The 14,913-nt window shown below is 59.9% G+C and carries 12 protein-coding genes and 1 tRNA gene; 5 read left to right on the top strand and 8 right to left on the bottom strand.

Features of this window, described 5'->3' with window-relative positions:
• Positions 1-80: 80 nt before the first annotated feature.
• Both OHL18_RS06005 and OHL18_RS06010 read right to left on the bottom strand, forming a co-directional pair.
• Positions 81-257, bottom strand: a complete 177-nt coding sequence (locus OHL18_RS06005) for a hypothetical protein (RefSeq protein ID WP_263373915.1) — start codon at positions 255-257, stop codon at positions 81-83.
• A 643-nt stretch (positions 258-900) separates the two neighbouring features.
• Positions 901-1,050, bottom strand: coding sequence for a hypothetical protein (locus OHL18_RS06010; RefSeq protein WP_263373916.1), 150 nt, complete (start codon positions 1,048-1,050; stop codon positions 901-903).
• Between the two features lie 243 nt (positions 1,051-1,293).
• Between OHL18_RS06010 and OHL18_RS06015 the strand changes: the two genes are divergently transcribed.
• A complete protein-coding gene (locus OHL18_RS06015) occupies positions 1,294-1,530 on the top strand; it encodes a hypothetical protein (protein ID WP_263373917.1) in 237 nt (78 codons plus the stop codon).
• A gap of 309 nt (positions 1,531-1,839) precedes the next feature.
• Here the strand turns inward: OHL18_RS06015 and OHL18_RS23230 are convergent, their stop codons facing one another.
• Entirely contained in the window at positions 1,840-2,055 is a 216-nt protein-coding gene (locus OHL18_RS23230) for a helix-turn-helix domain-containing protein (RefSeq protein ID WP_396273990.1), read from the bottom strand.
• Positions 2,056-2,141: 86 nt separating this feature from the next.
• On the opposite strand from OHL18_RS23230, the gene OHL18_RS06020 reads away from it, so the two are divergent.
• Complete coding sequence (locus OHL18_RS06020; protein WP_263373918.1) at positions 2,142-2,957, top strand: hypothetical protein; 816 nt, start codon at positions 2,142-2,144, stop codon at positions 2,955-2,957.
• 286 nt (positions 2,958-3,243) lie between these two features.
• On the top strand, positions 3,244-4,185 hold the full coding sequence (locus OHL18_RS06025) for a tyrosine-type recombinase/integrase (protein ID WP_263373919.1): 942 nt from the start codon (positions 3,244-3,246) through the stop codon (positions 4,183-4,185).
• A gap of 25 nt (positions 4,186-4,210) precedes the next feature.
• Here the strand turns inward: OHL18_RS06025 and OHL18_RS06030 are convergent.
• From OHL18_RS06030 to alaS, 4 genes are all read right to left on the bottom strand, one after another.
• Positions 4,211-4,286, bottom strand: a tRNA-Thr gene (locus tag OHL18_RS06030).
• A gap of 469 nt (positions 4,287-4,755) precedes the next feature.
• Complete coding sequence (locus tag OHL18_RS06035; protein WP_263373920.1) at positions 4,756-5,805, bottom strand: DUF6599 family protein; 1,050 nt, start codon at positions 5,803-5,805, stop codon at positions 4,756-4,758.
• A 169-nt stretch (positions 5,806-5,974) separates the two neighbouring features.
• The gene (locus OHL18_RS06040) at positions 5,975-8,230 is read right to left on the bottom strand and encodes an N-acetylmuramoyl-L-alanine amidase (protein WP_263373921.1); all 2,256 of its coding nucleotides are present in this window, start codon (positions 8,228-8,230) and stop codon (positions 5,975-5,977) included.
• Between the two features lie 435 nt (positions 8,231-8,665).
• The gene (gene alaS / locus OHL18_RS06045) at positions 8,666-11,461 is read right to left on the bottom strand and encodes an alanine--tRNA ligase (protein WP_263373922.1); all 2,796 of its coding nucleotides are present in this window, start codon (positions 11,459-11,461) and stop codon (positions 8,666-8,668) included.
• Between the two features lie 65 nt (positions 11,462-11,526).
• Here alaS and OHL18_RS06050 point away from each other — a divergent pair, with 65 nt between their 5' ends.
• Both OHL18_RS06050 and OHL18_RS06055 read left to right on the top strand, forming a co-directional pair.
• Complete coding sequence (locus OHL18_RS06050) at positions 11,527-11,787, top strand: type II toxin-antitoxin system Phd/YefM family antitoxin (protein WP_263373923.1); 261 nt, start codon at positions 11,527-11,529, stop codon at positions 11,785-11,787.
• A 128-nt stretch (positions 11,788-11,915) separates the two neighbouring features.
• Complete coding sequence (locus OHL18_RS06055) at positions 11,916-12,218, top strand: PIN domain-containing protein (protein WP_263373924.1); 303 nt, start codon at positions 11,916-11,918, stop codon at positions 12,216-12,218.
• Between the two features lie 68 nt (positions 12,219-12,286).
• On the opposite strand, the gene OHL18_RS06060 is transcribed toward OHL18_RS06055, so the two are convergent.
• On the bottom strand, positions 12,287-14,836 hold the full coding sequence (locus OHL18_RS06060) for a peptide-N4-asparagine amidase (protein WP_263373925.1): 2,550 nt from the start codon (positions 14,834-14,836) through the stop codon (positions 12,287-12,289).
• Positions 14,837-14,913: the final 77 nt, after the last annotated feature.

Here is a 14,913-nt window from a genome sequence, read left to right on the forward strand (position 1 = left end):
TATCAAACAAAGGCCACGAACGCAGCCACGGGCTCCCTAGGCTGTCGAAAAATAAACATTCGACAGCCTGATCCGAAGCGCTAAAGAGGCCTGAACTCAAGCTCGGTCGTCTCTAGCGGCGAATGGACCTCAAACGGAAGGTCGAAGTCAGGATTCCCGCTCGCGGCAAGCAACAGGTCGGTGAGTTGGCGGTCTTCAGTCTGGTTCGTGTACGTGATAAGCAAAATGAGGGCGGCATTGGCGCGGAGTTTTGACATGGACTTCCTTACTTGGGTGGGGTTGGTGGTGCGGTGGGTGAAGCGGGAGGATGGTGCAGAGCGGCGAAGGTTGGGCGAGCGGCGAAAACCGGGGAGAGGGTTCTCAAGCCTGTGCCTATAGGGTTCTTGGAGCTTTACGGTCGTGATTGAAGGGCGAGCGTGGATTCGGAATTCCGGCGCCGGCTGCGGCCAGTCGGGCAATCTCGTTGAGGCTGACGACAACCCCGTGTGCTTTCTTAAGGTGTTCGCGAAGGCCATCGCACGTGCGGTCAAAGGCAGATGGAAGCCATTCCTCCCGAGTCGAGTAAGGACGATACCAGAAGGGCTCGCATCTTTCGCAGCGGACGCGGAAGCCTCCCGAGGGGGCACTGCCGACGGTTATTCCGATTTCGTTCAGGCTGGACGGTGCCGTCATTTAGCCGCCCTCGTGGAAGAGTTTGCGAGGACGACGGGTCCGGCCTCTGCACGCGCCATGAGCGCGTCCCACTCATCGGCGGATACGTGACGGATCGGCATTGAAGCGCGACTGGTGGCGCGCCACATGGCGGCCAATGAAGGGTCTTGATCTCTAATTTTCATTCGGGGGAGGGTACAACGAAGATATCGCCGCCGGGTGGCGGGGCTGGGTGGGTACTTCGGCTTTCTAGGCCGGGTTCAGGGCGTCAGCGAGGATGCGGCGAACTAAGAAGCCGACGGATGCGCCTGTTTCAGCAGAGCGGCGACGGAGTTCGGTCTTGGCTACGGGGTTGATGTAGACAAGCAGCGGCACGTTCTTGATAGCGTCTGATCTCATTTGTCCTCTGTAGGGGATATACGATTCAAAAAATCGTTTGGTAGTGCCCATCTCTGCAAATCCTGTGGAAAACTGGGGTATCTAAACCCGCAGCCATAATTCAAAGCATTGAAAATAAGACACTTGTAAGTGTCCATAAAATAGACAAATAAATTTTCCAATAAAACTCATTTGAGTTATAAAATACGACGTTGACATGTGAGTTGGGCCGGGTTAATCTCCTTTCATCATCAAGGAGGATGTATGACCCTACACGAGTCTGAACTGACCGTCGAAAACCATAACCTACTGGCCGGCTTCGCGGAGATAACCCGAAAAGACATCATCGAGTGCTACAACGATGCGCTGATGTGGGGCATAACCCACCTTGAGCCAGGAATAACCTGTGACCACGCGGTTGAGGAATGGCTGTTAGAAGTCGCATTGCCTTATGTCAAGCGGCTGCGCGATAGCAGGTTTAGACCGTTCCTTGTGATGTAGGTTGGCCGCAAGTTGTTAAGGTGCTAGGCGGGGCAGGGGCGTCCCCGCCGTAAGCCCTTAGGCGCGGAACTTGTTCTATTCGCCTGCTCTCTCTCTCCAGTTTACGGACTACCTTTTCAATCTCGCGGCGGACTTGGGTCCAGTCTTTGGACATATCGTAGAGGTGCTTGATGGCGGGGGAGATTTTCGGGATTGGGGCTGTCAGTTTTATGTAACTGGGACTCGGGCGTGCAGTCTTCCGCAACTCTGAATTCCGTCTGATTTGTGATTGCAGGGCCTCCAATACGTCGATCTGAACTTTGGGGGTTCTCATGCTGCACCAGCCTTTCCAGTTGCCGGTACAGCCGCGATATGCCCTGCCTCAACCAGGGCAATGCAATCACTTCGCTTGAGAAATACCCGGCCTCCCAGCTTAACAAACGGGACCCGTCTCTTCAGAAGCCAAGCCCTAACCGTCGACACCTTAAGTCGAAGCAAGGCGCTTGCCTCGCCCACTGTGAGCAAATCGAAATTGTCCATTGCCATCCCTTTAGTTCTGCGTAGTAGTTGACATCGAGCCTTCTCTGACTATAGCTTTAGGTCGTGGGGAAAGAAAGGCTAAAGGCGGGGTCGTGAAACCAAAGCAGTCGAAGACCTCTAGTGCTGGCGCGCAAGGGGCGTCGGCCCCTTACGAACTTCGCACGGTGATTTACGCCGATTGGAGGATGCCTACCCAGTTAAAAGTGTCGGACGTACACGGCATCACTGGAGGCCTGCACAGTTACGTGCTCACCGGTGCTCTCACAGATGTCCCCGCAAATCCTTCCAAGTGGAAGGTTCCCCCGCATCGCGCATTCGCCAACCTGCCGATGTCGCACCCGGACACGTCTGCCAATGAAAATCTACCGGATCAGGCGGCGATGATTGGATTCATCAAGAAGTACGGTTTCCTCGCGAATGTCTCCAACAAGGGAGCAATCCGCGAGTCGGTTGAACCTCGCATCAGGCCCACCAGTGCGCTCGTTGCAGACAAGCGTTTCGGAAGGGATTTCTTGGCGGGCCTTGCCGTCGACCATAGCCCCGGCTTGTTGCAGTTTGCTTGGGAGACCAGCGACGAAGACGCCGTTGTGGTCATTCAGTCTGAAGCATCACGCGGCTTGACATTGGCACTCTCGCCCCATAACAGTGCGGTTTCAATTGTCGCGCCCAACCTCTGGACGTTCATCTGTCTGCTCTTCATTCGCGATCACGGGGCCGGCAAGACGGGCGTCTGTCTCAATCCCGAGTGTCCTGCGCCGTACTTCATCCGAAGACGGCGAACGCAGAGAATCTGTGAATCGGGCGATTGTGTGAGTTGGTTCCAGCGGCAACACGCCCTAAAGTGGTGGCGCGAAAACAGGGGTAAGGGAGCAACGATACCAAGCACAGGGGTGGAAAATGATCTATAAGCGCGGGCGCTTTTACTGGTACCGTTTCACTTTCGAAGGCTTCGAAGTTCGGGAGTCCACGAAGCAAACTAACGATAAGACAGCCCGAGCAATGGAATCCGCCCATCGCACCCGGCTTGCAAAACTGGCCAAAGACAAAGACGAGGCGCGGGACCGACTCGGATGTTCTCAAGTCGAAACCTGTCACGAGTGCGAGAGACTCTTCAATGCTGAGAAAGCTCTCCGTCATGGCGAGAACACGTTCTGCGCTCCAAAGTGTGCGAATCAGTGGGGCCGAGCCCGGTCGATGCCAACCTTGGCGCAGTTTCTTGCAGACAGGTTCCTCCCGCATGTTGAGGTGGCGCTCAAGGCCAAATCGAAGTCTGTGCAGTACTACCGCCAGGGTGCAAGGATGCTTGAGAGGTCAAACATCAGCGGTGTTCGGCTCGACGAACTGACGGGGGAGCACGTTGGGCGCTTTGCCTCCGAGAACGACCGGCTATCCGCGTCTGGCATCAACATGGGGCTACGAACTCTGAGACGAGCGGTGAACCTAGCTTATAGCTGGGGCGTGATCGAGAAGCCGGTGAAAGTCGCACTCGCTACGGGGGAGGTGCAAAGAGAACGTGTACTGAGCGAACGGGAAACAGCACAGTATCTCGCTCACTGTCCGCAGCCGTGGAGAGACGCCGCGACCATCATGCTTGACGAAGGCGCCCGACCGGGGGAAGTGTTTGTTCTTCGATGGGAATGCGTCTCACTGGCTGAGGATGGGAGCGGCTTCATCAAGATCATGGATGGCAAGAGCAAAGCCGCACGGCGGACCCTACCTACTACCCCAAGGGTCACCGATCTCCTCAATGCGCGCCTAAAGGCTCAGGGATCGCCTACGGAGGGGTTTGTTTTCCCTACCAATAGCAAGGACGGCCACCTCGAAGTCCAAACCGCCAAGCGTCAACACCTAGTGGCGCTGAAAAGTTCGCAGGTCAAACCTTTCGTGCCCTATGTCCTCCGGCATACCGCCCTGACTCGGTTGGCTGCGGCGGCTCGGGGGGATGTGTTCGCGTTGGCAAAAATTGCCGGCCATTCCAGCATTGTTATCACGCAAAAGTACGTGAAACCCGAAGCCGAGACGGTAAGCGCAGTGTTTTACCGGCTAACCGCAGAGAATGGCGAAGCGGAGCCCCGGCACAAAATCCGGCACATTCAACCGGGAGCCCCACCGCTCGTAAGCGAGGCGGCTTCGTAAGCTATTGATTTTATGTAAGAAATTATGGAGCCGATGAGCGGAGTTGAACCGCTGACCTACTGATTACGAATCAGTTGCTCTACCAACTGAGCTACATCGGCCTGATACAGGAAGCGCTTGAAAGTCTGAGGCCCAAAGAAGAATCCGCCTTCACACCCTGCGCTCCTTTAGTCTACCGGGAACCTCTCCCGCACGCAATTCGCGTTCCCATTTCACTGCAGACAGGAAGAGGCCGCCCGGCAACAGGGCGACCTCTTCATCAGGGAGAACAGTTCCAACGGAGGCAAAGCCATCAGAACTTTCTGGCTGCATACTAAGATTTGAGAAATACCGTGTCAAGGCGAAAAGATTGGCGGAATAAGCCGTTATTGTTCAATGAGTTAACGCGTCCGGCAATCCCGTTTTTCTTCGTATTTTATTCGCTTTATAGCGAGCTGCATCAAGCCAATCCTGATTGAAATGAGCGCATTAGCTCGCCGGTTGCACGATGAATGGTGCACACTTCAACCGCTGGCGACACCAACCCTCAGTCGCGAAGCCAATCCCATAAGTCGTCGGCAAGCGAAACTTCTATCGCAGCGGCTTCATACGCCCGCCATCGCCCGGCCGGTCCCGCAAGTCGATCCGCAAAAACTCCGGCTCCGTCGCCGCGGGCTTCCCTTGCAGTACCCGAATCAGCGCCCGTCCGCCGCCAAAGAACAGTCCCAGCACCACCGCCGCCAGCATCAGTGCGGCACTCAGCTCCGCGATGCTCGTCAGCAACGTCGCCGTCTTGCGAATCTCGGCGTGGAACTCCAGCGGCATCGGCTTGTCGTAGCTCACCTGCAGGTTCAAGTGGGTATTTTCGACCAGTTGCTGTGCGTCTGCGGGTTGCCAGTTGCCGGTCGTCAGCAGCACCAGGACACCGTCCCGCTTCAGCTTCACCGTCCCTGCCGCCGCACCTTGGCGGTTCATCTCCGCCTCGATCTGCCGTCCATGCGCTCCGGCAATCTGCGGCGTTGGGTAGAGCAGCAACGTCAGCGTCCCCTTGCCCGCGTACTTCGCGGTCACCACCTCGGCGCTCTTGTCGAACCCGATGATCCCAGCCGGCAGCACCCCGCCCATCGCCTCATACCCCGAAGACCCCAAGGCATACTTCACCGTCTCCGGCAGCAATCCCTTCGCAGGCAGTGTCGTTGGCAGCAACGGAGGCAGCCCCTTGGTCCCGCCGATCTTCGGCAGATCCGACACCATGTCGCTCAACTCCGCCACCCGGTGGCCACCGTGAAACTCCGCCATTAGAACGCTGGTGCCGCTCCACAGCAGTACCGTGTCGCCCCTCTGGACAGCCGTTGCGCCTACCTTCGACTCAGGAAGCGGCTTGAACTCCGGCGTTCGCAGCAGGGTGAACGCCGAGTACGCCCCGGTAGCATCGCCGAACTGAAAAGCATTAATCGCGACCGTCTCCCCGCCGCCCTCACGCTTGTAGCTGGAGTTCGCCGTCCGCGACAGCCCGTCTTCGAACAGGACGCTCCGCGTGGTCGCGTCGTCGGCCGCCGGCGGAACGCCGGAATCTGCCGCCTGCTGCCACTTGCCAAACTGCTTCGGCAGCAGCGGAGGCGCAGGTTCCACAATCTTCACCGCCGCCGGCGAAGGTGCAGCTTGTGCCGTCAGGCGAGAAGGATGCAGTGAGACAGTAATTAACAGAGCAGCGGAGACCCCAGCAGTGCAGGCCGCAGATTTGCATAAAAGACCCATATCATCGGTCAGACTACCACCAAGCGACGATGGTAAGCGCGGTGCGTAACCTCTACTTCGATCCGATAGAAGCTCTTAGCGTCGGTGCCTTCACCCCACTCAGCCCCGACTCATACCGAGCCACGCCCTGGTACAAGCTCTCCGCCACGCGCTCGCGGTACTCGGGCCGCTGTAGCTGCTCGGCATCCCGCGGATTCGTCACAAACGAGATCTCCGCCAGGATCGACGGCATATTCGCTCCAATCAGCACCACGAACGGCGCCTTCTTCACGCCACGGTTCTTCAGCCCGTCGTTGCCCTTCTTCAGCCCGGAGTACAAGCTGTCCTCCACGTCTGAGGCAAACTCCCGCGACTCGTCGATCTTGTCCTTAAGCGTGATCTTCTTCACCAGGTCGCTCAGCTGATGGATCGACTGGTTCGAGACCGCATTCTCTCGAGCCGCCGTCTGCAGCGCGTCCGGGGAGCTTGTGAAGTTCAGGTAATACGTCTCCACCCCGCGCGCCGAAGCGTCCGGCGAAGAGTTCGCATGAATGGAAATAAACAGGTCAGCCTGTGCCTTGTTCGCGATCGCCGTCCGCGTCTCCAGCGGAATAAACGTGTCGTCCGACCGCGTATAGACGATCTCCGCGCCCAGCCGCTCATGCAGCAGCTTGCCCAGCCGCAGCGCTACATCCAGTACGACATCTTTCTCCTCGATGCCGTCCGCGCCCAGCGTCCCGGAGTCGTGCCCGCCATGCCCGGCATCGATCACGATCCGCCCAATCTTCAGCCCCAGCGCCCGCACCAGCGAGGTCGACCCGTCCGCCGTAGGCACCGCCGGACGCGCCGGAATCGCATCTCCGGCGGCCACGCCGTCCGCAGGCTTCGTCTTGGATCGCTTCCGCGCCGCCGCCGTCTGCGGCCAGTCGTACGCAACAGGTGCCCGGTCCGTAACCACCTCCGAGATCGGCTTCGAGGTAGGCCGAGTCGTCGCCTCAACCCGGTCCGGCTGCGTGCTCAGCGCCGCGACCTCAGTCGTATTGTTCGCCTTTGTCGCAACGGTATTTGGCACACTCGGTCCCGTCCGTCCAGAGGTTGTCGGCATGCTCGGCAGCGAGCTCGTTCCCGCCACAGCCGGCGGCAAAATCGTCGGCGCGGCCACCGGAGCCACAACCGCCGCATTCCCAGCCTTCGCCGTCTCCATCGGGGCCGTCTCACGCCGAGTCGTAGCCTTGCTTCCGCCATGAATGTCGATGATCAGCCGGTAAGGATTCGGCAGTAAAAACGCCGAATACTCCGACACGTCATTCACATCCAGCACCACCCGCGTCATGTTGTCGGAGAACTGCGCTGCCCGGATCTTCTTCAAAAAACCGTCATCCGTCACCGAAAAGCTCTTTCCCACCAACTCCGGAGCCAGCCGGCTTCCATGCAGGTCGAAGTAAATCCGATCAGGATTCGGCACCCGAGCCGCTTCAAACTTTACGTCCTCGCCCAGATCGATCGCCACCCGCGTGTACGTCGGCGTAGACCAGTGCCGTATGCCCTTCACCTGCGCCAGCGGTCCTTTGCGAGTCTCCGGTGCCCCACCGCCCGGTCGCCGCGCCGAGACCGGCAACCCGCCGCCCTCCAGAGGACTAGGAATCGCCGCATCCTCATCAATCGGATCCCGGCTCTTCTGCTCCCCTGGATCCTTCTGCTTTGAGATTGTGGCGGTTCCCACAGGGGCCTCAGGAATCGACGCCGCCTGTCCCCGTGCCGGTAAATTCTCGTGGTGCGGCGCAACGGGCTTCGCAACCTCCGCCTTCGTCGCAGCCTGATTTCCACTGGAACCCGCGCCCGAAGCAGCCGACAGCACCGCCTCATTCGCCCCCGTCCGAACCTTCGGAGCCTTCAAACTCTCAAGCCCCGCCCGGGCCTCCTCCGCCTGCTCGCTGTGCGGATACCGCTTCAGCAGCTCGCGATAGTGATCCTTCGCTGCCGCCTTATCGTCAAGATCGTTTGCCTCAATCTGCCCTTCGGCCAGCAAAGCCGGAATCCGCAAGCTGCTCCCCGGATACTGCTTCCGCAGAAACTCATACTGCCCCACCGCCGCCTGCAGGCTCCTCGTATCGTGCAGCACCCGGCCCTGCTCCGCCAGCAACTCCGCCACGGCATAGACACTCGCGGCAGCATGAACATCGCCCGGCCCATCATGGTAGATCGCCCGAAACCGGTCCATCGCGGCGGTAAACTCCGCCCGCGTCCGCTGGTCCGCGGGAACCGATTCAAGCTCCTCCCGCCCCCGCTCCGCCTGTTCCCACGGAGTTCCACGTGGCGGCTTAGGCATGCTCCGCGAAGTCGCATACGCAGCCGAGCAAAGCACCGCAGCCAGCATAAGCCCGCCCGTAAGCGCGACTGGCAAAGTCCGGCCCGAACGCCTGTACGAGCCCATAAGGCACCGAGATGGAGAGAAAGTCGTCAAATCGCCAAAGCACCCGCCAGCCTAGTTTAAGCGGCGACAGCCGATAGCCCGTTTACATTTCAGTTGGGGTACACCCGGTAACAACCCACGGTTCCCAAATCTTCTCCCGCTCGGATTCGTCATCTCGACCGAAGCGAAGCGCAGTGGAGAGACCCCCGCATTTCGCTCGAACTGCCGCCAAGGCATCGGGTGCCCATCCATGGCTCGCCCTTGACCATGGGTGGGACGTAAAAAGCCTGAACAGCCGGGGTGCCCCATATCTGGCAGCTTCATCGCCAGATGTGGGGCCAAGCCACGGGTCTACAGTGACGCCCCCACAAACTCCGCCGCCGCCTTCAACGCCTCATCCAGCTTCCCCGGCTCCGATCCACCCGCCTCCGCCAGATCCGGCCGTCCACCGCCTCTTCCGCCGACGATCCCCGCCAGGTGCCCGACGATCTTCCCCGCCTGCAGCTTCCCGGTAAGGTCCTTGGTCACGCCCACAATCAACGTAACCTTCCCTTCAGAAGCAGCGCCCAGCACCACGACGCCCGACCCCAACTTCCCACGCAGTTGATCCACCAGGTCCCGCATCTGCGCCTTATCCAGCGAATCGACTCTCTGAGCCAATACTTTCACGCCCTTCACGTCGACAGCCGAACCGGCAGCATCCGACATCGAAGCCGAAGCCGCCTTCATCCGTAGCTGGTCGAGCTCGCGCTTCAGCTTCTTCAGCTCCTCGTCCTGCGCGGAGATCTTATGCCGCAGCGCGTCCACATCGCCGCCGCCGGTAAGCTGCCCCACCACGCGTGAAAGCTCAAAGCCGCGCCGGAACTCGCCCAGCGCTCCCGTCCCCGAGATCGCCTCGACCCGCCTCACGCCGCTCGAAACCGAGCTCTCCCCGGTGATCTTGATCAGCCCAATCTCGCCCGTCGCCCCGGTATGCGTTCCGCCGCACAGCTCGACCGAAAAATCGCCAATCTTCACCACCCGTACCTTGTCGCCGTACTTCTCGCCAAACAGCGCCATCGCCCCCAGCTCATTCACGGCGACATCGATGGGCACATCCACCAGCGTCTCCACCTTTGTGTTCCCGAGCACCTGCTCGTTCACGATCGACTCAATCTCCCGCAGCTCCGGCTCCGCGATCTGCGCAAAGTGCGAAAAGTCAAACCGCAGCCGCGACGGGTCATTCAGTGATCCCGCCTGCTTCACATGCGTCCCCAGCACCTGCCGCAGCGCCGCGTGGAGCAGGTGCGTCCCGGTATGGTTCCGCTCCGTCGCTAGCCGGTTCTCGCGGTCGACGACGGTGTCCACCACATCGCCCACCGCAATCGCCTGTTTCGCCACGATCCGATGCGCAAAGACGCCCTGCACCGGCTTGGTCGCCCCGGACACATCTGCGATCACCGTATGGTGATCGCTTGCATAAAGCCACCCCACATCGCCCACCTGCCCGCCCGAGTCCGCATAGAAGCTGGTCACATCCAGGACGGCTTCGCCACTCTCACCCGCCGCCAGCACCGGAACGCCAACGCCATCCTTGACCAGCGCCAGCACCTTCGCCCCATCGACCCGCAGCGCCGTATACCCTTCAAACTCGGTCTTCGGCAGCTCCCGAAACGCCGGCGAAGCCGACTTCTGCGACCCACCCTTCCACGAAGCCCGAGCGCGCTGTTGCTCTTCTTCTTTGGCCGCTTCGAAGCCAGCGTCGTCGAAGATCAAGCCCGCATCTCTGACGGCGTCGGCGATGAAGTCTTTTGGAAGACCGAAAGTTTCGTAGAGGCTGAAAGCGATAACGCCTTCGAAGATATTGGCTTGCGCTCGATCCCTTTTTACAATTGCTTCTTGTTCCGAAGGATCGATATCTACGCGGAAAGGCCCAAGAATCTGTTCGTCGCTTTCTGCGGCTAAGTTCTGCTTTTCAGCGATATTCTCATTCAACAGTTTGCTTCCATTAGTGAGCACCCGGGCAAACTGCTCTTCCTCTGCCAGCACCACCTTCGCAATGCGAGGAGCAGTCTCTACAAGCTCCGGATAAGCTACCTGCATTTCATCCCGCACCGCGAGCACCATCTCGTGCATGAACGGCTGCTCCTGCCCCAACAGTCTTCCATGCCGGATCCCGCGCCGTAAAATCTTCCGCAGCACATACCCGCGCCCCTCGTTCGCCGGAAGCACCCCGTCGGATATAAGGAAGGTAGCCGCCCGGGCATGATCCGCAATGATCCTCAGCGAAGCCGCACCCTTCGCGTCGCTTACACTCGCCTCAGCCGTAGTCAGCCCGGAGAACCCCGTCAGCTCAGCAGCCCGCGCGATCAACGGCGTAAACAAGTCCGTCTGGTAGTTCGAAAGGACTCCCTGCAGCACCGCAGCGACCCGCTCCAACCCCATGCCCGTATCGATCGAAGGCTTAGGCAGCGGAGTCAGATGCGGCCCTTCAGGAGTTATCGTGCGGTCGAACTGCATGAACACCAGGTTCCAGATCTCGACATACCTCTGGTCGTCGTGCGGAAACGGCTTGTCCTCTCCCGTCTCGCTCGCCTCGATCCCAAGGTCGTAAAAGATCTCCGAACAAGGCCCGCAAGGTCCGGTCTCGCCCATCTGCCAGAAGTTGTCCTTCGCGGACATCTCGAAGATCCGGTCCTTCGGCACGCCCGTCTCGATCCAAAGCTGCTCCGCCTCGTCGTCTCTCGGGACGCTCGCGTCGCCCTCAAAGATGGTCACATACAGCCGAGCCGGATCGATCCCAAACCACTGCGGCGAGGTCAGCAGCTCCCACGCATACGCAATCGCCTCGCGCTTGAAGTAGTCGCCGAAGCTGAAGTTCCCCAGCATCTCGAAGAAGGTATGGTGCCGCCGCGTGAAGCCCACGTTTTCGAGATCGTTATGCTTGCCCCCCGCGCGCACGCACTTCTGCGAGGTCGCCGCCCGCGAGTACTCGCGCCGCTCCGCCCCCAGGAAGACGTCCTTGAACTGGTTCATCCCCGCGTTGGTGAACAACAGGGTCGGGTCGTTCTGTGGCACCAGCGAGGACGAGTGCACCCGCCGATGGGTCTTAGTCTCAAAAAACCGCAGAAAATCTTCACGAATCTGGCTGCCGGACTTGTAATGCATATGCGTGAAGTTTATCAGCGGCCACGCGCCCACGCCGGACTACAATCCCTACAGGAGCAACCGCCATGCGCCAGGTTCAGCTAACCGACGACGGACAACTAGCCACCCTAGTCAGCGAAGCTGAAGCGGGCGAGAGCATCACAATCCTCCGCGGCGAACGCCCCGTAGCCCAAATCATCCCCTTTCCCGAAGCTCCCGTAGCCATGACCGCTGATCGTCTCGCCGCGATCGAGGAGCTGAAGGCGATCATGGACAAGGGCTACGATCTTGGCATCGTCTGGAACGGTAGGGAAGAACTCTACGAGCGTGGCTCGGATGGCGAATAGTCGAGTCACCTTCGATACCAACATTTTGATCTATTCAATCGATGTGAGAGATGCTCGAAAGCATGCCATAGCGAACGAGATCGTCAATCGGTTGTCCTCTGCTGGTTCGGTTCCACTCCAATGCTTGAATGAGTTACGCGGCGGTCGCAAAGAAGCGACTTCTAGGGCCCACTGAAGCCGCTCGAATTGTGGCAACTCTTCTTCGAGCCATGGACGTCATGCCGTCGAGTCAGGAGGATTTGGTGGAGGCGATGACAGCGCACCAGACACACAACATCCCGTTCTTCGATGCGCTCATGTGGGCCACAGCAAAACGCGCAGGCTGCACCACCCTCATCACCGAAGACTTCCAGACCAGCCGGGAACTCGGCGGCGTCAACTTCGTGAACCCGTTTGCCCCAGACTTCGAAATGGCCAGCCTGAGCCTCTAACTCCTGCGCCGTCGAAGCAAAAACGGCCCGGGAGATCACTCTCCCGGGCCGCATCTGTCTTTGTTGCCTTAGTTCACAGTCAACGAGAATGTAGTCGAAGACGTCAGCGTCCCCGATGTCCCGGTCACGGTGATGGTGTACGTCCCCGAAGGCGTTCCCGTCTGCGCCGGAGCCTTGTTGCTCCCCGATCCGCAGCCCGTCAGCGCAACCATCGAACTCAGCCCCAGCGCGCAAACCGCCAGCGCCGTCAGCGTCATCGACTTCCAGCTCTTGCTCCGTTTCCGTGGCAGGAAGATGAAGAACAGCCCCGCCACAGCGACCCCGCCCAACCCTCCCGCAGTCGAACTCGGGAACGAGGGCACACGGTTCTCCGCGCTCGCCGCCGTGGTCGTCAGCACCACCGAGACCGTCTGCGTAGAGATCGCCGTGCTGGTGCTCGGCACCAGCGTAACCGAGGTCGGGTTGACCAGGCACGTAGCTCCAGAAGGCGCTCCCGAACACGTCAGCGCCACCACGCCGCCAAACGTCGCTCCCGAAGTGACCGGTACCGAAACCAGCCCGGTGCTGCCTGCGTTCACGCTCACAGCCGTCGGCGATGCCGGCCCAACCGTGAACGATCCCGCCACCGGCGTCACCGTCACCGTCAGCGGATTCATCGACGCCTCAGGGATAAAGTTCGAGTCCCCAACATAGGTCGCCGTGATGACGTTCGCTCCCACGTGCGTAAAGTTGATCGGCACGCTCACCGTCCCCTGCGAGAGCGAAAGGATGGCCAACTCCCCGCCATTCGCGAAGAACGTGACCCGCCCCGTCGGGATCAGCGTGCTGTTGAACGGAACGGCCGTGGCCGTCAAAGTAACGCTCCCACCCTGTGCCACCGTCGTGGCACTCGCGGTCACAAACAGCGTCGACCCGGTCGAGCTGGCGTTGGTCGTCGCTCCGGTCAGCACATTGTTCACCGAGGTCAGCGTGCTCGAGTAGCTGTTGCCCAGCGAATCGCTCGACTGGTACGTTCCCGTCGACGACGCCCCGCTGTGCCCGGTTAGGTTCTGGCTTGAGTCGTAAGCCAGCGAGTCAGTCGCCATCACTGACTCCGAAGCGTTGGAACTGAACGTCCCCGGCCCAAGCTGGTTGTCCACATCGTTCACTGTCGCCGTGGTCGTCTGCGCGTAGGTGCCGTCCGTGTTCTGGGTGTAGGTGATAAAGGCCTGTAGCGGATTTTCCGTGTGGTATGCGGCCGTCGTCGTACCGGTCGGGCTGACCGTCGTGACCGTCGAATCCAACGTCGAAGTCAGATTGTCCAGGACGACGTTTTGCACCGGCGTGTTCAGGTTGGTCAACTGCTGGGAGTTCTCAAAGTTCACCGTCCCCGCAACCGTCGTGATAATGCGTCCAGCCGAGGTATTCACGAAGCCCGAGATCGAGAAGCTCCGCTGCAGCGACTCGGTCACCGAGGCATTGCCGTTGCCGTTCGCATCCAGGTTCACCGAGGAGTTGACGCTGGTGCCCGGATTCACCGTCAGCGTGTCAGTGCTCAAGAGACCGGTCGTAGTCGCCTGGCCATGGTCGGTGTAGACCAACAGGTCCGCGCTCACGGTGGCGCTGCCAATTGTGTTGATGTCGTTGATCACGAAGGTATGCGCGGCACCATCCGCAAGCACTCCGGCAAACGGCGTCAGGTTGATCCGGTAAGGCATCAGATGAAGCGCCTGCGAGGCCGGAATCGGTCGCCAAAGGTACGGGTCGATCCCTCCGGCAAAGACATACGGGTGATTGGGCGCGATCCCGGCGGGCTTGCCGTCGATCGTCACATCCAACTCGCGCAGCGCAGTCCCGTTCCCGTTCCCACCTCTGATCAACGGAGCAACCTGCGCGTTTGGCGTCGAAAGCCACCAGAACTCGTCCGGCTGCGCGATCACGTCGAGGTAAAGCTGCGTCGTGTTTTTAGGCAACGTCACGCTGACGGTCAGCGGATTGCTCGTCGTAAAGGACTGCACCGGGTTGCCGGAGCTGGCGACGATCGGGATAACCTGGTCTGGCACCGTTGCCGCTAGGTTCGCTTTCGAGTCCGTCGGATAGAAGTCCAGCTCGGCGCTCGCATAAAGCGGGCTGGTGTTGGTCGAGTCCACAACGATGTTCGAAGCGGCCACCACGGTCTGCGACGCATTCAGCAGGGCCGACAGGTCCGTCACATCTCCCTCGACGTGCCACGACGGGCTCAGAGTCGCGGATGGAATCGCTGTCGTACCGCGGAAGAGCGTGGCGTTCCCAAGAAAGAACTCAGTGTTGCGTTCTGTCTGGGCTCCGGCCGCAACCGTGAAGTCGGCCGTAAACACGACCTTTGCCCAAGGGCCGGGGCAAGCTGACGGAGGCGTGTAGGTAAAAGTCTGGCTGGTCGCGCTATTGAAGGTGGTGTTGCTGAACAACTGTACCTTGCACGGCGTCGTCGTTGGCCGAGTCACAGTAGGCTCCGGACTTACCGGATTGGCGGACCCGACCGTCGGCGGTGGGGCAACGACGACTTGGGCACTGGAGGAGGAGCCAATCGCAAGCGCGGTGCCAAGGATGAATACGAATCGATGCGTCGATCGGAGGGGTAGTGAAGAGATCAGGCCCAAGGTGCCACTCCATGTTGCGTGAAATAGGGAATGCGATTTACGCGCCTGTAACAAATAACACAATTGCACGTAGATCT

Source organism: Granulicella aggregans (assembly GCF_025685565.1).
GTDB classification, from domain to species: Bacteria; Acidobacteriota; Terriglobia; order Terriglobales; family Acidobacteriaceae; genus Edaphobacter; species Edaphobacter aggregans_B.